Origin of the sequence: Halomonas jincaotanensis (assembly GCF_018448785.1) — a bacterium.
GTDB lineage: Bacteria > Pseudomonadota > Gammaproteobacteria > Pseudomonadales > Halomonadaceae > Halomonas > Halomonas jincaotanensis.
Genome location: NZ_JAHCLU010000008.1, coordinates 83,704 through 108,916 on the forward strand (window position 1 = coordinate 83,704; position 25,213 = coordinate 108,916).

General features: G+C 65.0%; 20 protein-coding genes. 3 read left to right on the forward strand and 17 right to left on the reverse strand.

The features are described from left to right. Window positions 1-24: 24 nt before the first annotated feature. Complete coding sequence (locus KG088_RS09105) at window positions 25-795, reverse strand: MliC family protein (protein ID WP_250148171.1); 771 nt, start codon at window positions 793-795, stop codon at window positions 25-27. Between the two features lie 106 nt (window positions 796-901). Then, window positions 902-3,214 carry a 5-methyltetrahydropteroyltriglutamate--homocysteine S-methyltransferase gene (gene metE / locus KG088_RS09110; RefSeq protein ID WP_213825207.1) on the reverse strand — a complete coding sequence of 771 codons (2,313 nt, stop codon included), beginning with the start codon at window positions 3,212-3,214 and terminating at the stop codon, window positions 902-904. A gap of 102 nt (window positions 3,215-3,316) precedes the next feature. Between metE and KG088_RS09115 the strand changes: the two genes are divergently transcribed. Continuing rightward, window positions 3,317-4,231, forward strand: coding sequence for a LysR family transcriptional regulator (locus KG088_RS09115; RefSeq protein WP_213825208.1), 915 nt, complete (start codon window positions 3,317-3,319; stop codon window positions 4,229-4,231). On the opposite strand, the gene KG088_RS09120 is transcribed toward KG088_RS09115, so the two are convergent. Both KG088_RS09120 and KG088_RS09125 read right to left on the reverse strand, forming a co-directional pair. Continuing rightward, complete coding sequence (locus tag KG088_RS09120; RefSeq protein ID WP_213825209.1) at window positions 4,218-5,834, reverse strand: ATP-binding protein; 1,617 nt, start codon at window positions 5,832-5,834, stop codon at window positions 4,218-4,220. The two genes, KG088_RS09115 and KG088_RS09120, sit on opposite strands and share 14 nt — an antisense overlap. A gap of 5 nt (window positions 5,835-5,839) precedes the next feature. Further along, window positions 5,840-6,553, reverse strand: coding sequence for a winged helix-turn-helix domain-containing protein (locus KG088_RS09125; RefSeq protein WP_213825210.1), 714 nt, complete (start codon window positions 6,551-6,553; stop codon window positions 5,840-5,842). Window positions 6,554-6,918: 365 nt separating this feature from the next. Here KG088_RS09125 and KG088_RS09130 point away from each other — a divergent pair, with 365 nt between their 5' ends. Beyond that, window positions 6,919-7,152, forward strand: coding sequence for a DUF3565 domain-containing protein (locus KG088_RS09130; protein WP_213825211.1), 234 nt, complete (start codon window positions 6,919-6,921; stop codon window positions 7,150-7,152). A 54-nt stretch (window positions 7,153-7,206) separates the two neighbouring features. Here KG088_RS09130 and KG088_RS09135 read toward each other — a convergent pair whose 3' ends face one another. Continuing rightward, window positions 7,207-7,386, reverse strand: coding sequence for a PLDc N-terminal domain-containing protein (locus tag KG088_RS09135; protein ID WP_213825212.1), 180 nt, complete (start codon window positions 7,384-7,386; stop codon window positions 7,207-7,209). A 225-nt stretch (window positions 7,387-7,611) separates the two neighbouring features. On the opposite strand from KG088_RS09135, the gene KG088_RS09140 reads away from it, so the two are divergent. After that, window positions 7,612-9,441: a monovalent cation:proton antiporter-2 (CPA2) family protein gene (locus KG088_RS09140; RefSeq protein WP_213825213.1), complete on the forward strand. Its 1,830-nt coding sequence runs from the start codon at window positions 7,612-7,614 to the stop codon at window positions 9,439-9,441. On the opposite strand, the gene KG088_RS09145 is transcribed toward KG088_RS09140, so the two are convergent. The 12 genes from KG088_RS09145 to KG088_RS09200 all read right to left on the reverse strand — a co-directional run bounded on the left by KG088_RS09145 (window position 9,427) and on the right by KG088_RS09200 (window position 25,160). Next, on the reverse strand, window positions 9,427-11,793 hold the full coding sequence (locus KG088_RS09145; RefSeq protein ID WP_213825214.1) for an ATP-dependent DNA helicase: 2,367 nt from the start codon (window positions 11,791-11,793) through the stop codon (window positions 9,427-9,429). The genes KG088_RS09140 and KG088_RS09145 overlap by 15 nt on opposite strands. Next, window positions 11,790-13,523 (reverse strand): VRR-NUC domain-containing protein, encoded by a 1,734-nt coding sequence (locus KG088_RS09150; protein WP_213825215.1) that lies wholly within the window; start codon window positions 13,521-13,523, stop codon window positions 11,790-11,792. The genes KG088_RS09145 and KG088_RS09150 overlap by 4 nt, the downstream gene beginning before the upstream one ends. A 70-nt stretch (window positions 13,524-13,593) precedes the next feature. Then, window positions 13,594-14,631 (reverse strand): NAD(P)H-dependent flavin oxidoreductase, encoded by a 1,038-nt coding sequence (locus tag KG088_RS09155; protein ID WP_213825216.1) that lies wholly within the window; start codon window positions 14,629-14,631, stop codon window positions 13,594-13,596. Next, a complete protein-coding gene (locus KG088_RS09160) occupies window positions 14,628-15,662 on the reverse strand; it encodes a YihY/virulence factor BrkB family protein (RefSeq protein WP_213825217.1) in 1,035 nt (344 codons plus the stop codon). Before KG088_RS09160 ends, KG088_RS09155 begins: the two co-directional genes overlap by 4 nt. Window positions 15,663-15,669: 7 nt before the next feature. Beyond that, window positions 15,670-16,194, reverse strand: a complete 525-nt coding sequence (locus KG088_RS09165; protein ID WP_213825218.1) for a retropepsin-like aspartic protease family protein — start codon at window positions 16,192-16,194, stop codon at window positions 15,670-15,672. Between the two features lie 74 nt (window positions 16,195-16,268). Then, complete coding sequence (locus tag KG088_RS09170) at window positions 16,269-17,015, reverse strand: sulfite exporter TauE/SafE family protein (protein ID WP_213825219.1); 747 nt, start codon at window positions 17,013-17,015, stop codon at window positions 16,269-16,271. Then, window positions 17,012-18,409, reverse strand: coding sequence for an MFS transporter (locus tag KG088_RS09175; protein ID WP_213825220.1), 1,398 nt, complete (start codon window positions 18,407-18,409; stop codon window positions 17,012-17,014). Before KG088_RS09175 ends, KG088_RS09170 begins: the two co-directional genes overlap by 4 nt. Window positions 18,410-18,460: 51 nt before the next feature. Further along, window positions 18,461-20,488, reverse strand: coding sequence for a CocE/NonD family hydrolase (locus KG088_RS09180; protein ID WP_213825221.1), 2,028 nt, complete (start codon window positions 20,486-20,488; stop codon window positions 18,461-18,463). Between the two features lie 62 nt (window positions 20,489-20,550). Next, a complete protein-coding gene (locus KG088_RS09185) occupies window positions 20,551-21,855 on the reverse strand; it encodes an ATP-grasp domain-containing protein (RefSeq protein WP_213825222.1) in 1,305 nt (434 codons plus the stop codon). Between the two features lie 261 nt (window positions 21,856-22,116). Further along, window positions 22,117-23,331 (reverse strand): toxic anion resistance protein, encoded by a 1,215-nt coding sequence (locus KG088_RS09190; protein WP_213825223.1) that lies wholly within the window; start codon window positions 23,329-23,331, stop codon window positions 22,117-22,119. Window positions 23,332-23,409: 78 nt separating this feature from the next. Further along, window positions 23,410-24,354, reverse strand: coding sequence for a cobyrinic acid a,c-diamide synthase (locus KG088_RS09195; RefSeq protein ID WP_213825224.1), 945 nt, complete (start codon window positions 24,352-24,354; stop codon window positions 23,410-23,412). Between the two features lie 107 nt (window positions 24,355-24,461). Continuing rightward, complete coding sequence (locus tag KG088_RS09200) at window positions 24,462-25,160, reverse strand: extensin-like domain-containing protein (RefSeq protein WP_213825225.1); 699 nt, start codon at window positions 25,158-25,160, stop codon at window positions 24,462-24,464. Between the last annotated feature and the right edge of the window lie 53 nt (window positions 25,161-25,213).

The window sequence follows — 25,213 nt, forward strand, 5'->3', positions numbered from 1 at the left end:
GATCGTCGATCAGGGCTTTGCCGGTCAGGGCGCAATGCCCTGACCGCAACCGCGGTAGGTCTCGCCGTCGAGGGTCAGGGTCACGCGGGTCGGGAAAGGCTCGCCGCTCATGCTGTCAAAGCAGGCGGCGGCCTCCAGGCGCAGCTCGAAGGGCGTGTCGGCCCGGCCGCTGGCAAGCTGCATCCGCCCCTCGGCGTTATCAAGCGCCGTTACCCGATAGGGCAGGGTCAGCTGACGTTCGCCGTAATCGAGCAGCAGGTCGAGTTCCGGCAGGTCGCTTGGCAGGCTGAGCGTCCAGCCCGGCTCCTGGCCCCGGGCATGGAACATTACGCCGGGGCGGTCCTGGCGGGTCATCGCCTCGCGCGTCATGTCGCGGGTGCAGTCGAGTCGCCCGCGCGGCCCTTCCACCACGGCCTCCTCGCCCTTGTCCCAGAGGCTCAGCTCGCCCTGTTGATAGCTCGCGCCACTGGCCACCACGGCCGGCGCCAGCCGCCAGGCGCCGTGCGCCGACCAAAGCCGCAGCTCATCGTCGCCATACGCGGTGACCAGGTCCTGGTCGGGGGTACAACGCCAGGCGACGAAGGCCTCCGCCTCACTGGCGAAGAAGCTCGAGGGCATCAGCGGCGCCGTGGGCGTGACGACCTTGTCGCTCGACGAGTCGTCGCGGTCGGCTACCTCGGGCGGTGCGACCGGCTCGCTTGACGATACGGCACAACCGGCCAACAGCAGGCCGGCAATGAGCGGCATGAAACGCGGCGTGAGACCACGGGCGACAAGCGAAACGGGGGGCAGCATGGCAGCTCCTAGGGTGCGACGAATGTCCATAAGGAAAACAGGATACCAGTCACCGCAACATGACGTACGTGCTACCGACTCAACGCCCGCCTGATACGCCACGCTGTCAGCCATGGCGCTGTCTGAGCGTCCTGGCGGCCTCGACCATATTGGCCAGCGCCGGGGCGACTTCTGCCCAGCCCCGCGTCTTGAGACCGCAGTCGGGGTTGACCCAAAGCCGCTCGGCGGGGATGCGCTCGGCGGCCTTTTCCATCAGGGCGACCATCCAGTCGACCTCGGGAATGTTGGGCGAGTGAATGTCGTAGACGCCTGGGCCGATCTCGTTCGGGTAGGCGAAGTCGCGAAAGGCGTCGAGCAGTTCCATGGCCGAGCGCGAGGTCTCGATGGTGATCACGTCGGCGTCGAGGGCGGCAATCGCGTCGATGATGTCGTTGAATTCCGCGTAGCACATGTGGGTGTGGATCTGGGTCGCGTCGCTGACCCCGGCCGCCGTCAGGCGAAAGCATTCCACCGCCCAGGCGAGATAGCTCGGCCACTCGGCGCGACGCAGCGGCAGTCCCTCCCTTAGCGCCGGCTCGTCGATCTGGATGGCGCGGATGCCCGCCGCCTCCAGGTCGAGCACTTCATCGCGCAGCGCCAGGGCGATCTGACGACAGGTGACCTCGCGGGGCTGGTCGTCCCGAACGAAGGCCCATTGCAGCATGGTCACCGGGCCGGTCAGCATGCCTTTCATGGGCCGGTCGGTAAGCGACTGGGCATGCTCGCTCCAGCGCACCGTCATGGGGCCGGGCCGACTGACATCACCGACGATGATCGGTGGCTTGACGCAACGCGAGCCATAGCTCTGCACCCAGCCGTTGGCGGTGAAGACATAGCCTTCGAGCTTTTCGCCGAAGTACTCGACCATGTCGTTGCGCTCGGCTTCACCGTGCACCAGCATGTCGAGTCCCAGCGACTCCTGACGCACCACGGTCTCGGCGATCTCCTCGCGCATCCGCGCCTCGTAGGCCTCCGCCGATAGCGCACCGCGCTTGAAATCGCGTCGGGTCGCACGAATCTCGGTCGTCTGGGGGAAGGAGCCGATGGTGGTGGTGGGAAACAGCGGCAGATCCAGTGCCCGTCGCTGCGCCACGGCGCGCTGCGGATAGGCGCTCGCTCTTTTTGTATCCTCCGGGCTGACCCGACCAAGCCGTTCAGCCACCGCGGGACGGTGCAGTTGTGCGGCCTCGCGGCGGGCCTGTAGCGCCAGGCTGGCGGCCTCGAGACGCTCGCGCTCGCGTGGCGTATCGCGACCATCGAGCAGCCGGGCGAGGGTCACGATCTCATCAAGCTTCTGGCGTGCGAAGGCCAGCCAGCGCTTCATTTCGGGATCAAGATCGCGCTCGTTGTCGAGATCCACCGGCACGTGCAGCAAGGAACAAGACGCCGACAGCCATAGCCGCTCGCCCAGGCGCCGGTGTGCTTCCCTTAAGCCTTCGCGTAGCCGGGCCAGGTCGGCTCGCCAGACATTGCGTCCATCGATGGCCCCCACGGAGAGCACCTTGTAGGCGGGTAGGCGGTCGAGCACCGCTTCAAGTTGCTCGGGGGCGCGTGCGGCATCGATGTGCAGTCCCGCCACCGGCAGGTTGACGGCGAGACCCAGGTTGTCGCCCAGGCCGCCATAGGCACTGGCCAGCAGCAGCTTCACCGGAGCGCGGCTCAGCACGCTGTAGGCGGCCTCATAGGCCTGCTGCCAGGCACGGGGCAGGTCCTGCACCAGAGCCGGCTCGTCGAGCTGCACCCACTCCACGCCTTGTTCACCAAGCCGTGCGAGGATCTCGCCGTAGACCGGCAACAGCGATTCCAGCAGGGTCAGACGGTCGAAGGCATCGCCTGTCGAAGGCTCGCCCCTGACCTTGCCCAGCCAGAGCCAGGTCAGCGGCCCGAGCAGCGTCACCTTGACCGGATGGCCTGCCGCCAGTGCCTCATCGACCTGGTCGAACAGCGTTGAACTGGCCAGGCGGAAGGTCTGACCCGCGTGCAGCTCGGGCACCAGATAGTGGTAGTTGGTATCGAAATACTTGGTCATCTCGCAGGCGGCGGCCGACTCGCCGGAGGGCGCCCGGCCACGTGCCATGCGAAAGGCGGTATCCAGGTCCACCTGGCCGTCGGCTATTTCCCCATCGGCCTGGAAGCGCGCCGGCACTGCGCCGAGCATGACTGAAAGGTCGAGCACCTGATCGTAGAAAGCGAAATCGCCTACCGTCACCCAGTCAAGCCCCGCCTTACGTTGCTCTACCCAATGACGCTGGCGCAGTTCAGCGCCCGTGGCCTCGAGCGCGGAACGTTCGATTTCTCCCTGCCAGTAGGCTTCGGTTGCTTTCTTCAGTTCGCGTCCGGCGCCGATCCGCGGATACCCGGCAATATGAGTCAATGTCATGTTAGTTCCTCTCTGCATAAGCAATTCGGAACAGTCTTGCTGGCATGCAGAGGTGAATCAAACTAAACTTTCACATCTTCACTATGAAGTGAGTTCATTGTCATGCTTGAGCTACGCCATCTGCGCACCCTGATCGCCTTGCGGGATGCCGGTTCGCTGGTCGAGGCTGCCGAACGGGTGCACCTCACTCAGTCGGCGCTCTCGCACCAGATCAAGGATCTGGAGGAGCGGCTGGACGGCCCGCTGTTCGTGCGCAAGACACGCCCCGTGGAGTTCACGCGTGCCGGGCAACGATTGCTGAACCTTGCCGAGCAAATCCTTCCCCAGGTGCGCATGGCCGAGCGTGACTTGGCGCGACTGGCCGGCAGTGAGCAGGGACGCCTGCACATGGCCATCGAGTGCCATAGCTGCTTCCAGTGGCTGATGCCGACCATCGATCACTTCCGCAACCACTGGCCGGAAGTGGAGATCGACATCCCCGGAGGACACCATTTCGATCCGCTGCCGGCGCTTGCCCGCGAACAGCTCGACCTGGTGATCACTGCCGATCCTCAGGCGTTGGCCGGAATCAGCTACGAGCCGTTGTTTCGTTACGAGGGGCTGCTCGCGGTGTCCCGCCAGCACCGCCTGGCCAGCAAGGACTTCGTCACGCCCGGGGAGCTAGCCGCCGAGACGCTAATCACCTATCCCGTCGAGCATGCCAGGCTGGACGTCTTCACCCAGTTCCTTGATCCCGCCGGCCTGCGACCACGAGAAGTGCGAACCGCGGAGTTGACCATCATGATGATGCAGTTGGTGGCCAGCGGTCGGGGGGTCTGTGCGTTGCCTAACTGGGCACTGACCGAATACCTAGAACGTCGCTACGTGAGCGCCGTGGCGCTCGGCGAGAAAGGCGTGTGGAGCACGCTGTTCGCCGCAATCCGCGACGAGAGCCGCGGTGCACCGTGGATGGAGGATTTCCTGCGCACCGCACGCGAGACCTCTTTCGCGGTGCTGGAAGGCATCAAGCCGGCATGACTGGCCGGCGCGGCAGCAGGAGTGTAAAACGGGCTCCACCCAAATCCGGGCTGTCATCCACTGCCACACTGCCGCCATGCCAGGTCATGACTTTCTGCACGATGGAAAGTCCCAGGCCATAGCCGCCCGAACGACGAGCGCGACTGTCATCGAGCCGTGCGAAGGGCTTGAAGACTTCCAGGCGCTCGGCGACCGGCACGCCGGGGCCGTCGTCTTCCACGTCCATGCGTACCAGACGCGGTTCGCCGTATAGTCGAATCACGACCCGGCTCTGCGCATGCCGGCAGGCATTGGCCACCAGGTTCTGCAACGCCCGCTGGAGATAGCGCGGCTCGGCGTCCACTTCCACTTCGCCCCCATCGGCCAGCTCGATCGACAGATGACCATGCAGGGGCCGCAAGGCCTCGATGACCCGCAGCGCCATGGCCTGACAGTCGACCAGTGACGCCGACATTTCCTGTCCGTTGACCGCTTCGCTGCCCAACCGGGCATAGGTCAGGATTTCATCGATCAGGCCGTCGAGCTCCTCGATATCCCCGTCGATGCCTTCCAGCTGCCGCCGGACTGCGGGATCGTCGGTCATGTCCTCGACCATCTGCATGGCGAAACGAATGCGCGCGACCGGCGTGCGAAGCTCGTGGGACACCGCGCGAATCATGTCCTGCTGCGCACGCAATAGTGACTGGACCTGCGCCGCCATGCCATTGAATGCCATGCCCAGACGGCCCAGGAAGTCGCCGCTCTCGACCTTGACGCGCGTATCCAGACGTCCCGCGGCGATTCGTGAGGCCGCCAGTTCCAGCCTGGCCATACGCGCCTCGAGGGCACTCATCACCAGATAGATCGGAATGGCCGACATCCCCAGGATGAAGAGTATCAACAGGAGATGCAGCGACCATGGCATCGGTTCGAAAGGCAAAAACGGACCGACTGACAACCAGCGTGGCAATCCGGACGGGGTGGTCACCTGTTGATAGACGTTGAGACCGCCCTGGCGGCTGATCAGCTTGATCAGCGGCTCGCCCGATGCCAGCTCGGTCAACTGGGTTTCTTCCAACCCCTCTGGCGGCTGGCTGGTCAACGTGACCGGCATATCCGCCGCCTGTAGGCGCCCCACTCGATACTGTCGCCGTATTGCATCGCCATCGGCTAACCAGCTGCCCATGTGATGGATCACCCGGCCCAGCTGTCGCTCGTCGAAGCCGCTGAACCAGGCCTCGATCACCCGTGACTCGTCGGGCAACCCCTGACTGAGACGCCAGCCTCCCTCGGCGCGATTGACCAGTACCCGCCCACTCTGCAGCCGCTGACGATCAAAGAAGCCGTGATCGCTTTCTCGGAGAGGCGACAAGCGCATCTCGATATCGAGTTCACGCGCCATCCCGGCCAGCCACTGGTCACGCTGCGCCGGCTCAAGGTCGGCGAGACGACCGCTCAACCAGCGCATCGGCGCCTGCGCAAGATCCTCACGGTACTGCTCGAGGCGCACCTGCTCGATCAACATGCGCCCCGTCATGGCCAGGGCGCCCGCCGCTAGCAGGATCATGGCCAGGATAAGGTAGAACCGCTGGAAAGAACCGATAGACAAGGATGACCTCGACATCGCGCTCAACCATCCCTGACGAAGAGGTAGCCCTTGCTGCGTACTGTTTTAATGCGATGCGGATGATTCGGATCGTCGCCGATCTTGGGGCGGATCCGTGAGACTCGCACGTCAATGGAGCGATCCTGTCCGTCATACTTGATGCCGCGCAGTTGGGAAAAGATCTCTTCACGCGTCAGGACTCGGCCCGCATTGCTGGCCAACAGCCATAGCAGGTCGAACTCGGCGCTGGTCAGATCGATTCGCTCACCGGCTAGCCAGGCTTCCCGGGTCGCGCTGTCGATGTCGAGGTTATCGAAGACGAGACGGGGCTCACCACTCACTTCGCTGATATCGGTGCGCCGCAGCAGAGCCCGCATGCGCGCCAGCAAGACGCGGGGCTGAACCGGCTTGGGTACGTAATCATCTGCGCCCATCTCCAGCCCCAGCACCTGATCCATGTCATCGGTGCGTGCGGTGAGCATGAGGATCGGCCCCTGATACTCGCCGCGCACCCTGCGGCAGATCGACAGGCCGTCCTCGCCGGGCAGCATCAGATCGAGAATCACTAGATCGGGATGCAGGGTCAGTATCCTCTCGACCCCGAGAGAGCCATCGGGCTCGACCGTGACACGAAAGCCGTTCGCCTCCAGATAATCGCGCGTTAGGCCAGCAAGCCGCTCATCGTCCTCGATGATCAGCACATGATCTTGTTCCTGGTGTTCCAAGCTGTCTTCCATCCTCTATATCCATCCTGACAGGCAGGTGATCGGGTCGTGACGCGCCCCCATCGCCGGGTGGCAACCGTCAATGGCTGAAGGATACCCGAAAAAGGCCATGTCGCCTTCACGTGGACAAACAACGACACCAAATCCTGCGAGAAATAGCGACGGCATATTGATTGCGGCACGCGCGAGGACTAACGTGATGTGGGTATGTTAAACAGCCAGATCAGGAGACTTTCGCCATGAGCGAACCCAAGAGCGTGATCAAACGGGTTTTCGTTCCCTCCCATGTCCGTGACCTGCCCAACGGCGAACGGGTGCGGGTTCCTGGCCACTACAAGCCTCCCGAGCAATGACCCACAGCCTCTGCCGTTTATCTGATGCAGCAACCCATTATCGGTTATCACCGCGACGACGAGCATCACTGGGTGGCGGAACTGGCGTGCGGCCACCACCAGCATGTGCGCCATCAGCCACCCTGGGTTGAACGGCCCTGGGTGACGACCCAGGCCGGCCGTCGGTCGAGACTGGGCATACTGCTCGACTGTGTGAAATGCGACCAAGGTGAACCGGAGGACTTTCGCCCCACCCGGTCCGCAAAATCATCGTCCTGAACGAGAACGGGCAAGCGTAAGCCTGCCCGATCAAACCGGTGCCCGTCAGGATCGCTACCCCTTGGGACCGAACAGGAACCAGATGATCAACCCGACCAAGGGGAAGAAGAGCAGAACGAGAATCCACAATAACTTGGCAAGGCCACCCGCCGAACTCTTGGCAACCTTGACGATCGCCCAGATGACGATGATAAGCCAGATTAGACCCAGCAAACCGCCTATTTCGATACCCATTCGACGTCTCCTTGTCAGTTCGGCACATTGCCACCCCTTCATTACCATAGCGCGATAGTGCTGTACAAATCTTGCGGCGTGGCCACCCGACGTCCCAACACACCAAAAGGCGTCACGGGCGGCGCGGCGCGAAGGGCCGGGTGAGGTAGAATAGCGCCTTCGCTTGTCGCTCGAAACGTTGCTCGCCAGTCGAAATTTTTGCTCGTCAGTCGAAAGGAGACGCCCTTGGCCATTGGATTGCTGCTCAACATCCTCATCTTTCTCGCCGCCGCGGTGATGATCGTGCCGATCTTCAAGCGGCTGGGGCTGGGTGAGGTGCTGGGCTACCTGGCCGCCGGGGTGGTAATCGGTCCCTCGGTGCTGGCGCTGGTCCCCGATGCTGATGGGGTACTGCAGTTCTCTCAGGTCGGCATTGTCTTCCTGCTGTTTGTAATTGGCCTGGAGCTCAAGCCTTCGCGCCTGAAGGTGATGCGAAAATCGGTTTTCGGCTTCGGTAGCCTGCAGGTGGCCGTGACCACCACGCTGCTTTCCATGGCTGCCTGGTGGCTGGGCCTGGCGCCAGCGGCCGCGCTGGTGGTGGGGTTCAGCCTGGGGCTCTGCTCCACCCCCCTGGTGCTGCATCTGCTCGGCGAACGCAAGGAGCTGCAGACCCGCCACGGTCGCAATTCCTTCGCCCTGCTGCTGTTCCAGGATCTCGCGGCTATTCCGGTGCTGGCGGCGATCCCCATGCTGGCCGCCGACAGCCTGATGGCCAACGGGGCCCTGCCGCTGCTGCGCGAAGTGGTGGTTGCAGCGGGCGCCTTCGCGGGCCTGATCATCGGCGGCCGCTTCCTGCTGCGCCCGCTGTTTCACTACGCCGCCGCTACCCGCAGCCGCGAGGTGTTCGCCGGCACCGTCCTGCTGGTGGTCATCGGCGCCGCCCTGCTCATGGAACTCGCCGGGCTGTCCATGGCGCTGGGCGCCTTCGTGGCCGGCGTACTGCTCGCCGATTCCGAATACCGCCACAGCATCGAGGCGGATATCGAACCCTTCCGAGGGCTGCTGCTGGGGCTGTTCTTCATGGCCGTGGGCATGACCGCCCAGATTGCCCTGCTGGCCGAGATGCCGCTGACGATTCTCGCGCTGACGCTGGGCCTGGTAGTGTTCAAGGGTATCGCGGTGGGCCTGGCCGCGCGCCTCTATGGCCGCGGCTGGAAGGAGTCGATCACCCTCGGCGTGTTGCTCTCCCAGGGCGGTGAATTCGGCTTCGTGCTGCTATCCGCCGCTGCCACCGCGACCCTGCTAGACGCCGATCTGGTCGGCCTGCTGATCCTGGTGATCACACTTTCCATGGCGACCACGCCGCTGCTCTTCCAGGTGCACGTCCACGGTGTGCGCAAGCTGTTCCGCAAGCGCCGCGAGAAGACGGTCTTCGACAGCCCGGCCGACGAGTCTCCGGAAATCCTGATCGCCGGCTTCGGCCGTTTCGGGCAGATCATGGGCCGCGCCCTGCAGGGGCTGAAGATTCCCTACACCGTGCTGGATATCAACGCCGACCAGGTGGAGTTCGTGCGCCGCTACGGCAACAAGGTATATTTCGGCGATGCCTCGCGCACCGACCTGCTCGAGGCCGCAGGCGCCAGGCGGGCCAGGATTCTGGTAGTCGCCGTCGGCGACCCCCCGGCCTCGATGCGTATCGTCGAGCAGGTCAGGCGCCACTTTCCGCATCTCAAGCTCTATGCCCGGGCGCGGAACCGCTATCACGCCCACCTGCTGATGCGCGCCGGGGTGACGCATATCGTGCGCGAGCTTTTGCCCGCGAGCCTCGAGTTGACCCGCGACGCGCTGATCGGACTGGGCATTCCTGCCGAGCAGGCCCAGCACACCGTCGATACCTTTCGTACACACGACGAGCAGGCCCTGCTGCGCCAGCTCGAGGTGTTCGGCAACGAGAAGAAGCTCATCCAGACGATCCAGGAGGCCGCGCGGGAACTGGAGACGCTCTACGAGGCCGACGAGGATATTGCCACGACCAGCCCCGCCATCAAGAGCGCCACCAAGTCAGCCGGCGGGTAAACGCCACCACCCCGGTAGCCGCGAACGCACCTCGCGGCGCGCGAAACGATCGTCCATCAGCACCAGGGTACCGCGATCTTCGGGGCCACGAATTACCCGCCCCGCCGCCTGCACTACCTTGATCAGACCCGGCACCCGGTAAGCGTACTCGTCGCCACGGCCGAAGCGAGCCTCGAGCCTGGCCTTGAGCGCCTCGTTGAAATCATCAAAGGGCGGCAACCCCAGGGTGGCGATGAAGGCGCCGATCAGCCGCTCGCCGGGCAGGTCGATTCCCTCGGCGAAGGCGCCCCCCAAGACCGCAAAGCCGATGCTCCGGCCGCCGCTGGCGAACCCAGCCAGAAAGGCGTCGCGCTCGGCTTCCGGCATGCCGCGCCGCTGGGCGCACACCGGTATCTCTGGCGCCGCCTCACGAAGCCGCGCCATTACTGACTCGAGATAGGCAAAGCTGCTGAAGAACGCCAAATAATGGCCGGGCCGCTGGTGATACTGTCGAGCGAGCTCCTCGACGATGGGCGCGATCGAGGCGTCGCGATCGCGCAGCCGGGTGGAGATATCCGCGCGGATACGCACCTCGAGCTGGTCCGCGACAAAGGGTGAATCGACCTCCTGCCACACGGTGTCGACCGGAAGCCCCAGCAGGTCGCGATGATAGTGAGCGGGCGTCAGCGTCGCCGAAAACAACACCGCGGTTTGCGCCGCGGTGAAGCGTGGCATCAGGAAGTCCGCCGGTATCAGGTTGCGCAGCCCCAGCACCGCACGGCCGCGCCCCGCGCAGGACAGGTCGCAGAGCGAGTGGTCGCCGAAGGACTCGGCGAGCCGACAGAAGGCGAGCGCCTCGAACAGCACCTCCTGCAGCTCGGTGCCGGCTTGCTCCGGGTGTTCGCCGAGGTACTCGGTGATCGCGCTGGCCAGCTGCTGCATCGCGGCGACCAGCTTGCCGGGAAGCGCCTCGAGGATGCGATAGTTCGACGCGCCCTGCTCTTGGGACGCCGACTCGCGCACGAGGGCCTGCCACTGCCGCGACGCGCGTGCCAGTGGCCGGGACAACGCCTCGGGTGCGAAGCGACGCAGGCGGTTGAGGCGCCGCTGGTCCAGCTCGGCGCTGTACATGCCCCTGGCCCGTGCCACCAGATTGTGCGCCTCGTCCACCAGCACGCCGAACCGCCAGCCGTTGGCTTGGGCCAGGCCATGCAGCAGGGCATTAGCATCGAAGTAGTGGTTGACGTCACCGACGATCACGTCGCACCAGCGCGCCAGCTCCTGGCCCAGATAATACGGGCAGACCCGATGCGCCAGGGCGACCTCGCGCAGGCCCTCGCGATCGAGCCAGCCCTGCGCGACCGCGGCCTCACGTGCCGCCGGCAGCCGGTCGTAGAAGCCCGCCGCCAACGGGCAGGCCTCGCCATGACAGGCGCGGTCGGGATACTCGCAGGCCTTGTCGCGGGCCACCAGTTCCAGCACCCGCAGCGGCAAGGCGCCTTTCTCACCTTTCTCACCTTTCTCACCTTTCTCATCTCGCTCAGCTCTCGCATCGCGCTCACCGTCGTTATTCGTCGGGCTCGTCTGTTTTTCGACACCCAGGCTGACCAGCGCGTCCAGCGCTAGCCGCCGCCCCGGGGTCTTCATGGTCAGGAAGGCGATGCGGTCAAGCGACTGGCGTGGCATGGCCGCGAGCAGGGGGAAGAGTGTCCCCAGCGTCTTGCCAATACCGGTGGGCGCCTGGGTGAGCAGGCAGCGTCCGGTGGCCGCCGCCTTGTAGACGCCCTCGGCGAGTTCGCGCTGGCCGACGCGAAACGACGCGTGCGGAAAGCGCAGCCGACGCAGGGCGGCGTCGCGGTGAACGCGATGCGCGGCCTCCTGCCAAGCCCAGGCGAGAAAGCGGCGACACTGCGTGGTGAAGAACGCCTGCAGGTCATCGGCAGTGGTGGTCTCGGCCAGCACCGTCTCGCGCCCGGTCGCCACCTCCAGATAGACCAACGCCAGGGTCACCGAGCCAAGGCCCCGCTCGGCGCACAGCAGCGCCCCGTAGACCTTTACCTGCGCCCAATGCAGGGCGCGCTGATTCTCGGCCATGCGATCCAGCCGTCCGCGGTGGGTCTTGATCTCCTCCAGGCGATTCGCCGTTGGATCGTAGCCGTCGGCGCGGCCGGACACGGTCAGCCCCTCGACCCGGCCGGTGAGCGTCAGTTCGGCCTCGTAGGCATCGCCACGGCGCCCCGCGACCAGCGCATGGCCGGCGATGCCTTCCCGGGCACTGGGCGAGGGCGTGAAGCGGTGGTCGAGATCGCCGCTTCGCGCGGTAAAGTCGCACAATGCGCGGACGGCAACGCGGTAGTCCTCCCTTGGAGTCATGGCTCCGCCTGCCAGGTCACATGGCAAACGACGGCGGGCATGGCATGGCGGTGGAAGAACGCCAGCCAGCGGCGCTGGTTGTCCTGGAGACGATCCCCCGGTCCCTTGACCTCGATGAACCGATAGCGCGGCGCCACGCCGCCGGCCTGCGGCAGGAATTGGATCAGGTCCGGCAGACCGGCGCGGTTGGCCTTGAGATCACTGAGCAGCCGCTCGAAGCACAGTTGCAGGTGCTCGGCCGGCAGGCCATCCAGCGCCTGATCGATCAAGCTTTCGTTAAGCACGCCCCAGCTCACGAAGGGTGATACGAGGCCGTATTTCTCTCGCCAGGTGGCGCGGATCGCCTCCCGGTAGCTGCCGTCGGCAAGCTTGCCCAGGCAGGCAGCGAAACGCTCGCGGCGACGCTTCACGAAATCCTCGCGATAGAGATCGGCCGGGCCGCTGTGAAAGGGATGGAAGAAGGCGCCGGGCAGGGGCGCGAAGACCGCCTCCCAGCAGAGCAGGCCGAAGAGCCCGGTGAGCAAGGTGTTTTCCACGTAATGCACCGGCGCCCGCTCGCGTGATAGATAATCGCGCACGGCCAGTTCCACACAACACGCCGTGCCGTCACGGCCGAGCGACGGCAGACACAGCGACCAGCGTTCGGTGACGGGTTCGACCGCACGCGGCAGCGCGGGGCGACCCAGCCGACGGCGGAGCCGCGGCAGCAGGCGCTCAAGCGCCTGAGCCTCGGCGTCATCGCCCGAGCCATCAGCTATCGTACCCAAAGCACGCTCGGCGAGGGTATGCGCGCGCGCGTGTTCGCCGCACCGCTCCAGCAGGCGTAAATGGCGGATGCGTGCCTCGCGCTCGCCGGTCTCGCCGTGCCCTGCCTCGGCATATAACGCCACGGCCGCATCGAGCTGCCCTGCCCGTTCGGCCTCGCGCCCCAGCTGGTAGAGCAAGCGATTGCGCCGCCCGTACAGCCAGGCATTGTCCGGGGGGATATCGGGCAGCTCGGCGTGTAGCGAGACCGACGCCTCGCCCTCCTCCAGACGCTCACGCAGCCGGTGCATGGCGAGATAGGCATCGACCTCATGGCGGTGCTGGAACACGCGGGACGACGACGCGAAGGGGACACGCTCGAAGCGCTGGAGGCCCAGCTCGGCAAGCACGAATTCCGACCAGTCCTGGCGCAGGTTACCGAAGAACATCAGCCGCAGCCGGTCACAAGTCGCCATGACGGTGAGGCGTACGATCCGATCCGCTGCCGACGGCCACCAGTCAGTGAGCCGGCGAGGCTCGGTAAGCCGCGGCGACAGCGCCTCGTGCAGCTGCGCCTTACCCGCGGTGCTCGTCAATCCTGCCGCCGCGGATTCGCCGGCCAGGGCGTTACGCAGCTCCTTCAGGCGCAGCTGACGAAACAGGACCTCCAGCGACAGCACCGGGTCGGGATCGACCCAGCCGGCCTCGACCAGCGACGCAAGCGCCGCGGACGTGTCGCCGATCTCGGCATAGGCGAGTTTCGCCTGGCGAAAATGCTCACCCTTGCGCATCACCATGCGCACCAGCAGCGCCTGGGTCGGCCGCGGCAGCACAGCGAAGCCGATGATGAAATCGCGCTCCGTCTCGTTCAGCAGATCCCCATGGCGCTCGGCAACCCACTCCAGCACGAAGCGGAAGTTCACCAAGTAGTAGAAAGGATCGTCCAGCGGCGCGGTCACCGCGGAAGGAGGGAAAGCACTGTTCATGCATCCATGATACCAAGCCCGCCGGGGCCGCGACAGCAGGTGATGCCTGACGCAGCGTTTACAACCCCTTCTACAGCCCCGTCGCCAACGCCTTTACCACCTCGGCCGCCGGTATCGCGCGACAGGCGCTGGCATTCTGCCCGGCCCATAGCGGCGAAAAGTCGCCGCTGCCCTGCGCCTCGGCGGCGGCGCGCAGCGGGGCGATGGCGGCAGTGGCAAGCGGAAAGGCGGGGGCGGCTGCGCTGATCGGGCCGAGTTCGCGCATCAGCCGGGTGACGATGCCGCGGGCCGGACGACCGCTGTAGAGGTTGGTCAGCGCCGTATGGCGTGCCGCGTCGCTTTGCAGTGCCTGGCGATGTAGCGCCGAGGTGGTGGCCTCGGGGCAACACAGGAACGCGGTGCCGACCTGCACCGCCGAGGCGCCAAGTGCGAGTGCCGCGGTCACGCCACGAGCATCGGCGATTCCGCCGGCGGCGATGACCGGCACCTCGACCGCGGCAACGATCTGCGGCAGCAGCGCGAAGGTGCCGACCTGGCGGGTAAGCTCGTCACTCAGGAACATGCCGAGATGACCGCCGGCCTCGAGGCCCTGTGCAATCACCGCGTCGACACCACGCGCCTCCAGCCACCGCGCCTCCTCCACCGTGGTCGCCGACGACAGGACGACCGCGCCCCAGGCCTTGACGCGCGCCAGCAATTCCGGTGCCGGCAGACCGAAATGAAAGCTCACGACCTCGGGACGAAACACCTCGAGCGCGTCGCAGGCTTCATGATCGAAGGGCCGGCGCCCGGGCACCGAGGCCACGCTGTCGATATCCAGGCCGAACTCGGCGTAGTAAGGGGCCAGCGCGGCGTGCCACCGGGCCTGGCGGTCGGCGTCCGGCACGGGCGGGGTGTGGCAGAAAAAGTTGACGTTCAGGGCCCGGGTGGTGCGCTTGCGAATCAGCGCGAGCTCGTCGGCCATGGCGTCAGGGCCGAGCATCGCACAGGGCAAGGCGCCCAACGCGCCGCTCGCCGAGACGGCGGCGGCCAGTGTACTGCCTTGCACACCCGCCATGGGCGCCTGGAGAATCGGCAGGTCGATGTCGAGCCGATCGGTCAGTGTCATGAAGAATCTCCTCGATCGTCAGCGTTTTGATCGGGGGCGTTTTGAACGGCTGAGTGGCGTTTCCGGCCGACACGCCGCCAGGGCCACTTGCGCCCCAACGTGTCGGCGGCGTAGGCATTGCGCTCGCCCGGGGGACGTGGTTCGCCGACGGTGGTATCGCGGTAGGTCTGGCGCTCCATTTCGGCATTAAACTCCGCGCCCAGCAACACGACGAACGCCGAGAGCCAGAACCACAGCATCAGCATCACCACCGCACCCAACGAGCCATAGACCTCACTCAGATTGACCACCCGGCTGAAATAGAACGATAACCCGCCGGAGCCGATCAGCCACATCAGCGTCGCGATGATGGAGCCGACACTGAGCCAACGCCAGCGCGGCGGCCGCCGATAGGGTCCGAAACGGTAGAAGACGCCGATGACCAGCATCATCACCAGCAATAGCACCGGCCAGCGTAGCCACACAATCACCGTGACCAGCTGTGTATCGAGGCCCAGCATGCCGATAGCCAGCGGGAAGAAGGCGACGAAGGCGATGGTGATGAGCAGCACCAGGATCAACCCCAGCGTCAGCGCCGCGACGATCAAGCCGCGGTGCAGCGGCCCTCGGCGGTCCGCTTCGCCATATACCACATTCAGCCCCACCACCATCCACAGCACACCCTTGGAAGCAACGAACATCGCCACCACCACGCTGCCAAGGGCCGTCAGGCTAAGGCCTGTGCTGGTGCTCCCCCCTATCTTGCGAGCTTGGTCGTTGATCAGGCTCGACGCCTCGGGCGGCAGATAGCGGCTGAGCTCGACAATTTGATTCGCCAAGTCCTGGGGGTTCATCACCAGCGCCCAGATCGAGATGATCGCGGCGATGGTCGGAAAGAGCGCCAGCATGGCATTGAAGGCGATGCCAGCGGCCATCATGGCGACGAGATCCTGAAGCGTCTCCTGCTTGACGCGCCACAGGATATCCAGCCATCCGGCCGCGGGGATCTGACCGGGCTTGCCGGCGCAGCGACCGCGTTTGGGCTTCGCCATAAGCACCTCAGTTGCGTTGCGAAGGAAGAAGCATCATCCGCGAGTCACGAATCTCGATGTCGAAACGGTTGAGGAAGCTCATTCCCAGCAGCGCCGTATCACCGTCCAGGCCCGGGCTGATGGATCCTCGTACCTGGCTGGCAGAAAAGCCGCCCAGGCTCACCTCATCGAGGGTGGTGAGCTCGCCGCGCACCAGTCCGTTGGCGGTATTGAACCAGGCGCTGCCGCTTGGGGCGAGCCCCAGCCGCTCGGCCAGGTCGCCGGGCACCGCCACGTAGGTCGCCCCGGTATCGAGCAGAAAATCTACGGGCTCGCCATTGATGCGCCCGGTGGCCACGAAGTGGCCCGAGCGGTTGCGCTCCAGCACCACCGGCTCGCCCTCACCGCCCACGGCATTGACCAGGTGGGCATTCGGATTGCGCTGGCTCTCCAGATAACCATGGAACCACCAGCTTCCGGTGCCCAAAAGCAGCATCCAGAACAGCAGCATCATGCCGAACCCGGCACGCCGGGTAGAACGCTCTTCGCTCATGACAGACCCTCCCGGCCGACCATCAGCCGCTATCCGTTATGACCATCATGGTACATCGTCATTCCCAGCGAGGGTCAGCCCAGCAGCGAACGTATCGTGAGATAGCCGCCCATGGCCAGCAAGCCGGCAAAGAATACGCGGCGAAAGACGACCTCGGAAAGCCGGTGACGCAACCGCTGCCCCAGCTGCATGCCGACAAGGGCCGGCACCAGGGCCAGCGTGGAGAGCCCGAGCAGTTGGCCGCTCAGCAGGTTCTGGCCGCCCATAGCCAGTCCCAGCGCCAGCGTCGAGCCGGTGAACAGGATGCCCATGGCCTGGATCAGGGCATCACGTGGCAGCCCCAGCGCCTGTAGATAGGCCACGCCCGGAAATACCGACGACCCGGTCATGCCAGTGAACAAGCCATTGACGAGCCCCGACAACAGGCCGGCGCGGCGCTCATGGTGCACCGGCAAGGAGAGCCGGGCAGCGCCGAGGTTCATCAACGCATAGCCGACGATCAGCAGGCCCAGCAGCAGCGACAGCCAGCGCGGGTCGACACGCGCCAGCACCATCACACCCGGCCAGACGGCCACCACCGACGCCAACAGGAACGGCCAGAGACGGCCTACGATTGCAGCGAACCGGCCGCCGATCAGCGCCTGCCAGACGTTGGTTACCATGGTCGGCACCAGCAACAACGCCATAGCGGGCTGCAACCCCAGGGTCGCGGTGAGCAGCGCCAGCGAGACCGTGGGCATGCCCATGCCGATCACCCCCTTCACGCTGCCGGCGGCCAGAAAAGTCGTAGTGACGAGCAACAGCAACAGCGGGTCGCTCATTGGGCGAGGCCCGCCTCGGGGCCGGCCTCCCCTCTCGAGGCTTCGCGGTCACGCATTGCCCAATCCCGTGCCGCCTGCTGACCCCTTGTCTGGTCGACGCCCAGGCAAATGACGATCGCCAGGATGAACAGCGCCGCGCAAAGCAGAATCGAGGCCTGCAGCCCCACCACCGACTGGAGAACCCCCAGGCCGATGATACCGATCACCCCGGCGAGCTTGTTGGCCAGCCCCCAGAAGCCGAAGAACTCGGCGGCCTTGCGCGTGGGCGAGAAAAGACCCACCAGGGCGCGGCTGGCCGACTGGCTGGAACCAAGGGAGAGCCCCGCCAGGCAGCCGACCACCAGAAACAGATGCTGGGCCTGCCAGTCGAGACCCAGGCGGCCATTCAGGAAAGTCGTGAGCTGGGGCGTGGCCCAGATGGCAATGATCGCCGCCACCCACAGCATCAGGGTGAACAGGTAGGTGACCCGGGTGCCGATGCGATCCTGTAGGAAGCCGAACCCCAGCGCGCCCGCCGCCGCCGTGACCTGCACGATGATGAACATGATATTGCGGGTCGCCGCGTCCCAGCCGATCACCTGGGCGCCATAGATGAAGGCGAAGGCGATGATGATGTAGATCCCGGCCATGGAGAACAGCAGCGATACCAGAAAGAGACCCAGATCACGAAAGCGTTTGAGCTCGTGCAGGGTCGTGGCGACGCGCTCCATGGCGATCTGCCGATAGGGCTTGCCGGGCGGCTGCGGCGTGCCGCGCTCCTTCACCCACAGAAAGGTCGGAATGGCGGTAATCAGGAAGAAACCGGCGGCAAACGGCCCGACCCAGCGAACGCGTTCGAAGTTTTCCGCCGTCGCCTCACCCAGCACCAACAGCGTGAAACCGGCGGCGAACAACCCACCCACATAGCCTAGCGCCCAGCCGAAGCCGGAGATCTTGCCCAGATCTTCTGGCGGCCCCAGGTCGGGCAGGAAGGCGGCGATGAAGGACTCACCCATCGAATAGGCGTAGTTGGACACCACGATCAGCAGCAGGCCCAACAGCACATAGCCCGGCGCCACGAAATAGAGCATGGCCGTGGTCGCCACCGTAGCGACATAACTGACGAACAGAAAATGCTTCTTGGCGGCCTGGTAATCCATCACCGCCCCGCACAGCGGCCCGGTGATCACCACCAGCAGGTAGCTGGTGGCCAGCGCCAGGCTCCACAGCAGGTTAGCCAGCCGGTAGCCATCGCCGCGTTCGCCGACGATGACCGTGGTGAACAGCTCGCCGAACACCACGGTGATGATCAGCAGGGTATAAGCCTGGTTGGCGAAGTCGAACATCGCCCAGCCGAGAATCTCCTTCTTCGAGGCACGCGGTGTCGCCGGCAAGGGAACAGGGGATAGGCTCATACGGGACGTCCCGGTAAAAGTCAGGACGCCACGATAGCAGCCTCGCCAAGACTAGACGAGGTCACGGGGAATCGTCTCGTCCCAGGTACGCGCATAGATTCGGGTCTCACCTTCCCAGGCATCGAGGGTGGCACGAATGCGGAAGTTGTCGGCATCGCTGGTCAGCAGGGTGCGCGTCAAAGTGTGCACTTCCCAATCGCCGCGCTTGAAGCTGCGCTGCCACTCGGTCCAGCCGCTAAGGTTGTCGTAGCTGCCGTACGAATAGCTGTAGCGTTCGGTGACTTTAGCGGCGATTTCCAGATTGATCTCGTCGATGCGGTAACGCCCCTCGTCGTTGACCACCTCGAGGGTGGTCTTGTCGTTGGCGAGATCGCGGATCACGCGCCAGCTCTCTTGAGTCGGCTGCAGCAGCGTCTTGGCCAGCGGAAGCGCGCCCTCAGGCTCTCCAAAGGCCGGCAGTGCGGCCTCCTCGGCAGGTCGCGGCGCACGCACCGGCAGCACCAGGCGACAGCGGCTCGGCAGGATGGTCAGCCGCACCGGCCGAGGCGCCGGCCAGGCAAGCGGCCAGTAGCTGGTGGAAACTGCCAGGCGAATGGCGTGTCCGGCGGCGAATTGCTGGGCAATGTGTTTGAGGGGAATCTGTACCCGATAGCGTTTGCCCGGTTCCAGGGATTCGGGGAATTCGTTGCTATCGCGGTGAGTCAGGTTGAGCAAACCATAGGAGACCCGTGTGGCCTTGTCGTCCTCGGCAATGTCGGAGAGACGCAGCGCCACCATGGCCACGGGCTGGTCGGCCGAGAGTTCAAGCTCGACGATCGGCGAACCGAAGATCTCCAATGGCGCGTCCAGGCGAGGGGTCTGAAAGATCAGCGAACCGCCGTCCTCATCGCGCTGGTCATGGGGCAGGTCCGGCGGGGCATTGTAGGAACACCACTTGCCGGCATAGAGCCCCACCGAGAGCGGGGAACGGATGTCCAGGGTGGTGTCATCGTCCTGGCCGTCGGCTTCGGGCAAGAGGTCGTGGCCGGCGGTGAGCCGGAAAGAGCTTGGCAGGATATTCGGCGATGGCCACTCTGGCTCGGCGATCCAGCGACCGGGACGCTCATCGTAACGCGCCGAGGGCGCTACCGACTCCTGCATCCAGACCCGCACCATGGGTTCGTCCATGATCCCGGTGTCGATACCCTTGAGCCAGCGATCCCACCAGCGCAGCGACTCTTGCAGGAAACCGATGGCCGGCCCCGGCACGCCCAAGTGGGGATACTTGTGAGCCCAAGGACCGACCAGCCCCTTGCGGGGCACCGAAAGTTTCTCCAACACCCGAAAGACGGCATTGCAGTAGCCATCGGCCCAGCCGCTGACGGCATAGACCGGGCACTGGATGGCCGAGTAGTCCTCACACACCGAGCCGTGCTTCCAGTAGTCATCGCGTCGCTGGTGTTCGAGCCACTGGGCCAACCAAAGGCCACTGCCGTCCAGCCGCTCAAGCCACATGTCCCGCCATTGCTCACCGACCAGTTCTGGGTCCGGCGGGCAGGCGTTGCCGTCGAACATGGTCGAGGCCCAAGAGAGGTTGTCGCCCAGCAGGCAGCCCCCCATGTGGTGGATGTCGTCGGCGTAGCGGTCATCGGTAAAGCAGAGCGTGATCACCGCCTTGAGCTGGGGCGGGCGCAGCGCTGCGATCTGCAGGCCATTAAAGCCACCCCAGGAGATGCCGATCATGCCGACATCGCCGGTGCACCATGGCTGGGCAGCCAGCCACTCGAGGATCTCCAGGCCATCGTCGAGCTCCTGGGGAAGATACTCATCGGTTAGCACCCCATCGGACTCGCCGGTGCCACGAATGTCGACCCGGACCCCGGCATAGCCGTGACCCGCCCAGTAAGAGTGCATCTGGACATCGCGCTCGGCGGTGAGGTCACGCTTACGGTAGGGGAGGTACTCGAGGATGGCGGGTACCGGATGACGAACAGCATCCGTCGGCCGCCAGATCCTCGCGGCCAGGCGAGTGCCGTCCGCCAGGGGGATCCAGGTCTCCTCTTCCTGCACCCGGCGGGGAAAATCGGTAACGATACGCATGGCCTTGCACTCCTGATTCCTTGTGGTCTTGCGTGTGGTCTTGCGTGCCGCTCCCGGAAATCTCAGCCCTGGATGCCGTCGAACTCGAAGGGCAGCCGCGCCACCAGGCGGTCAAAGTCAGCGAGCAACTGCTCGGCCGATGACGCGCCCATATAGACATGCGCCAGCGCGAAGCTGTAGGCATCCTGCTCGGGGAGAGTGGAGAGTTGTTGCCCTTCCTCCACCTGAACGGCGATATGGCAACCGGGGAAATCAGCCTGGAGTTCCGTGAGTTCCGCATCGGTGGGGACCCGTGTCACCACCGCATCGGTAAAGAATACCCGGTGGAAGAACTTGGCCGCCATGGCGAATTCACCCTGCCGGTGTGGCATGTCAGGCCGCCGGCCCAGCCCCAAATCGATGGTGACCTGCTGGTTGCTGATTCCGTCGACCTTCTCGAAGAGGTCGCAGTGCGACTGGGAGATACGCGTATTGATCTCCAGCAGCCAGACACGCCCCTGCACCTCATCCCAGAAATACTCGACATTGAAGGCGGCATTGTCGTAGCCGATATGGCGCATGATGGTGTCGGTCAGCTCCACCATGGTGGTCTGGATATCGTCCGGCAGCCCCGAGGGATAGCGGTAGTGGAAGAAGCTGAGTACGTGGGGGTAGCGCAGCGAATCGACGATGCCATAGCTGACCACCTCACCATCGAAGACATAGCCCTCCACGGTGCACTGCCAGCCACCGATGATCTCCTCGGCCATGCAGAAATGGCCGTCCACGGCGGCGATTTCCGGTGGCAGGTTGGCATGCTCCAGCACCGTATTAAAGGGGTCAGCGATGGTCCCGATGGAATCACGAAGCTGCGCGATGGCGTGATAGAAGTCCTCGGGGGTCTCGATGCGAAATCCCAGCCGCGAGCCGGACGACTTGATCGGCTTGACGAAGAAGGGGAAGTAGAGCCCCGCTTCGCCGATGTGGGTCATCGCCTCGTCATCGAAAGGGTCGAAGGCGGTGAACGCCGGGATGTGGGCCGGGATCACCTCGTGCTGGACGCGGCGGCTCCAGTACTTGTGCTCGCACTTCAGCAGGCTGGCAAGCGAGGTACTGCGAATACCGAAACGCTCGCAGAGGATCGGCAACATGGTCGAGACCGGGAAATCCATGTAGCCGACGATGGCATCGATGGAGCCATCGAAGGCCTCGAGTTGGGCCGTGGCTTCCTCCAGCATGGCGGCGATATCAAATATCTCGGTATCGTAGACCGCCTCGGGGGCAATCAGCCCGTGAAAGCGCCAGCCCTCGGCCCCTCGCAGGGTTTCGAGGCGCTCACGGTTGAAGTCGTTAAGTCCTACTACGAAGATGTTCTTGGCGTCATCCATTACATTCACCTCAAGTCGACCGCCGACAGACTCGGCTGGCCAGTGACAAGACAAGCTTCCATGGAGCAGCATAACCCAGCCGGGACGACAGGGAATCCCCGCCAGCAGAATGATCGTTAACAGGAATATCTTGCCAGCGTCGGAGAAAAGACCATGTCAGGGGACACAGCATGAACCAGCACGACGACGTCATCGAGCGAATGAAGGCCAACCTCGCCAGATGGAACGCCGAGATCGACACGTTGACGTTGGCAAGCCGCCTCAGCCCCGGGAGCTGTCCCCCGTCGCACTGTCTGGCTCGATGGCCCGAGTCGGCCGCGCATCATTGCCCCGCTGCAAACGGTCAATGGCGCCACTGCCCTGACTCGCCAGTGTCGCCAGGCGATCGATCTGATCGTCTAGCTTGGGTAGCGCTTCCTGACGATAGCGCGACAGGTCATCGATCGCGCCCATCACATCGCCGAAGGCCTGCTCGAGGGCCTGCATGTCAAGCATGGAGGCGGAAGCGCGCTTCTGGATATCCACGCCCTGCTGACGCAACGCCTTGGCAGTGCCGCTGATCATCTCCGAGGTCGTGGTATTGAGCGCCTCGACACGGTCCAGCACCAGCCGTTGATTGGCGATGGCAAGCGCGACAGTCACCGCCACGGTCAGCGCCGAGACGGTGACGTTGATGGCGCGATCGACGCCGCGCATCAGCTCACGATTGTTGCGGATGATCACTTCCAGCGCCAGCACGCCCTGCTGGCTGACCGCCAGTTGCTGCTGTAAATCGACGACACGCTGGCGCAGCGGAAACAGCAATTCCTCCTCGAGGAAGCCACGCTGCGGGTCATCTTGGTCACGGCGCGCGATCGCGACCTGGAGACGCTCGTCGATCATGCGCCCCAGCGTCACCTGCCGATTCAACTGGGTTAGGCTCTCGCGCAGGGCTTGCTGGTCATCGCTCAGCGTGAGGTTGTCGCGATACAGCATGTCGCGCCCACCTTCGAGGTCGGCGATGATCGCATCCAGGGCCTGCTGCGCATTCTCGAACTTGCGAAAGTAACGCTGCAGGCGGCTGCCGGCGCCGGGGATCAGCGCCAGCACACGATCCAGCGGGCTGGGCGAGAGGCGATGCCGGGCGGGGTCCAGCGTCTGCATCCTGCCGCGCAGATCGACCAGCGCCTTGGCGACCGGCCCGCCTTCATCGCCGTGGTGGGCCAGCTTGCGCAGAGGCGTCTGCAACATCGCGCTCTTGTGGGCGGCCTGCTGTTGCAGCTCGAGCCCCATCTCGTCGACGGCACGGCGCTGGCGCGCCAGCGACCCGGTGTCGCCCCCGGCGATCACCTCCTCGACGAAGGCATCGGCCTGGGCCGCCAGCGCCGGGTCGCCATCGCCATCGCGCGCGATGGCGGATCCCTCGTCCAGCTGGCGGGAGATGTCCTCCACCGGTGGCAGCGACAGGCGGGACTTGCCTTCGAACTCCTGACTCATAAACACCTCTTGCGACGTAAAATCCTCGTGCCGATGTCCGACATGACGGACGGTGCAGTTCCTGCACTTGCTATGCTCTCAGCGCTCACTGCGTCCATAACGGTCGGCTCGCTCGACGAAATGGCGCAACTCGCTCAACGCCCGGTCGGTGGTGACCGAGGCCTGGGGTCGTCCGGTTTCGATACGCGCCATGGAGACGGCCGTGTCGTCGAGCACCGTGAGGGCCGACTCATTGCGTGCCGCGAGCTCCTCCAGGCGCCGTTCAGTCTCGGCGAGCAGTTCCAGCCGGCGCACCAGGGCAACGCGTTCTTCCTCGCCCAAGCGCTTGCTTTCCTTGGCCAGGCGACGCCGCACAAAGTCTCCGTCCACGCTCACCACGCCACTGGCCTGGGAGGCCATGGAGTTGAGGGTATCCACCGCGCCCAGGCAGACCTCGCCGACCAGGCTACGCGAGCGCTCAAAGGCCAGCTCGCCGCTGTCAAAGCGGCCGCCGAGCACCTCCATCACATGCCGATAGCGGCTGTAGAGGCGGTCGGCCTGGATGGCCAGGTCGGGGCGACGGACGTCGAGAAGCGCCTGCTTGGCCCGGCACATGGCCAGCACCAGGTCATCGGCGCCCACCGGCGGATGGGCGGGGTCGAGCACGGCAACGCCTGCTTCCTGGGCCTCGCGCTCTTGCTGCGCGCGACGGCGTTCGGCCTCGGCCGCCAACCTGGCTTGCCGGCGACGTTCCCGCCGGCGGCCCAGCCAGCCCCGCAGGTGGCGTTCCAACGGCAGCGCCGCAGGAATCGCGACGAGACCCGCAATCCAGCCGAGCAGGCTCGGCCCGAAGCCGCCCCACAGCGAGGTCAACCACAGCAGCATGCTGACGAAAGGCACCATCAGGCAGTAACGCACGATCACCTGCAGGCGACCAAAAGGCTCGCTCGGCAAGGCCAGGCGCGGGTTGACCAGACCCACCAGCAGCCAGGGCAGGCAGGTCATGAACAGTCCATAGGAAAACCCCTGCAGAAATGCCAGCATAGGTGTCGTGGTCCTTTACCTCGGGTGAGCAGTCTCAAGTGTAGAGTAAGCGTGTCAGCAGGATAAGCGCTGGCATCACTGTGCTGTGCCGCTGTCGCCTCGCGCACTCAACGACAAAGGTGGAAGCCGCGCATGCCGAAATGAAAATGGTCGGCATGCGCGGCATTGTAATCCGGCCCCAGCACATTGCCGAAAAGATCGCATGCGCCGTCCCGCGCCTTACGCAGAAACATCCCTGCCTCACCCTCGTCCGCCCAGTCGCCCAGCAGCGTGATGCGCCGCCCATCGGCCAGCCTGAACGCCGCCACGTCCAGCGCCTCGGCGGTGGCGTGTTCGCTCAGCCGCCCGGACGCGCGACCGTAGACATTGCGACAGCTGTAGCTGCCATAATGTTCGACGCCGACCAAACGACTGCCGAACACCGCCTCGGCAGCGGGCTGCAAGCGTTGGCGCTCAAAGACCACCCAGGCCAGCGCCAAAGGGCAGCTGGCGACGAAGCTGGCATTGAAATCGACGCTGCTGCCTTGCACGCGCACCACATTTTCCAGCGGGCAGCCGGCCACCGGCGCGTGGTCGTCCAGCACGGTATAAGCGAATTCATCGTTGGGCACCGTATCGAGCGCCGCCAGGCAGCCCCGTGGGTCATCGGCCAGCCGGCGCAGTTTCCATTGGCTCACCGGCGTCAGCGGATCGTCTACCGCCAGCGGCGCCCACGGCGCCCAGTGGCGTGGCACTGATTCCCACACGCGCTGGTGGGCCGCCGAGACCGCGGCGGCGATGAGCAACAACACGATGAACTTGCCCATATCGGTCCGTCAGCTTTAGTCAACAAGGGAGACACCAAGTACCTCAGCCAACC

Coding starts and splice junctions, on each gene's coding strand:
- KG088_RS09105 (WP_250148171.1), bottom strand. CDS start 795: ATGCTGCCCCCCGTTTCGCTTGTCGCCCGTGGTCTCACGCCGCGTTTC.
- metE (WP_213825207.1), bottom strand. CDS start 3,214: ATGACATTGACTCATATTGCCGGGTATCCGCGGATCGGCGCCGGACGC.
- KG088_RS09115 (WP_213825208.1), top strand. CDS start 3,317: ATGCTTGAGCTACGCCATCTGCGCACCCTGATCGCCTTGCGGGATGCC.
- KG088_RS09120 (WP_213825209.1), bottom strand. CDS start 5,834: ATGTCGAGGTCATCCTTGTCTATCGGTTCTTTCCAGCGGTTCTACCTT.
- KG088_RS09125 (WP_213825210.1), bottom strand. CDS start 6,553: ATGGAAGACAGCTTGGAACACCAGGAACAAGATCATGTGCTGATCATC.
- KG088_RS09130 (WP_213825211.1), top strand. CDS start 6,919: ATGCAGCAACCCATTATCGGTTATCACCGCGACGACGAGCATCACTGG.
- KG088_RS09135 (WP_213825212.1), bottom strand. CDS start 7,386: ATGGGTATCGAAATAGGCGGTTTGCTGGGTCTAATCTGGCTTATCATC.
- KG088_RS09145 (WP_213825214.1), bottom strand. CDS start 11,793: ATGACTCCAAGGGAGGACTACCGCGTTGCCGTCCGCGCATTGTGCGAC.
- KG088_RS09150 (WP_213825215.1), bottom strand. CDS start 13,523: ATGAACAGTGCTTTCCCTCCTTCCGCGGTGACCGCGCCGCTGGACGAT.
- KG088_RS09155 (WP_213825216.1), bottom strand. CDS start 14,631: ATGACACTGACCGATCGGCTCGACATCGACCTGCCGATTCTCCAGGCG.
- KG088_RS09160 (WP_213825217.1), bottom strand. CDS start 15,662: ATGGCGAAGCCCAAACGCGGTCGCTGCGCCGGCAAGCCCGGTCAGATC.
- KG088_RS09165 (WP_213825218.1), bottom strand. CDS start 16,194: ATGAGCGAAGAGCGTTCTACCCGGCGTGCCGGGTTCGGCATGATGCTG.
- KG088_RS09170 (WP_213825219.1), bottom strand. CDS start 17,015: ATGAGCGACCCGCTGTTGCTGTTGCTCGTCACTACGACTTTTCTGGCC.
- KG088_RS09175 (WP_213825220.1), bottom strand. CDS start 18,409: ATGAGCCTATCCCCTGTTCCCTTGCCGGCGACACCGCGTGCCTCGAAG.
- KG088_RS09180 (WP_213825221.1), bottom strand. CDS start 20,488: ATGCGTATCGTTACCGATTTTCCCCGCCGGGTGCAGGAAGAGGAGACC.
- KG088_RS09185 (WP_213825222.1), bottom strand. CDS start 21,855: ATGGATGACGCCAAGAACATCTTCGTAGTAGGACTTAACGACTTCAAC.
- KG088_RS09190 (WP_213825223.1), bottom strand. CDS start 23,331: ATGAGTCAGGAGTTCGAAGGCAAGTCCCGCCTGTCGCTGCCACCGGTG.
- KG088_RS09195 (WP_213825224.1), bottom strand. CDS start 24,354: ATGCTGGCATTTCTGCAGGGGTTTTCCTATGGACTGTTCATGACCTGC.
- KG088_RS09200 (WP_213825225.1), bottom strand. CDS start 25,160: ATGGGCAAGTTCATCGTGTTGTTGCTCATCGCCGCCGCGGTCTCGGCG.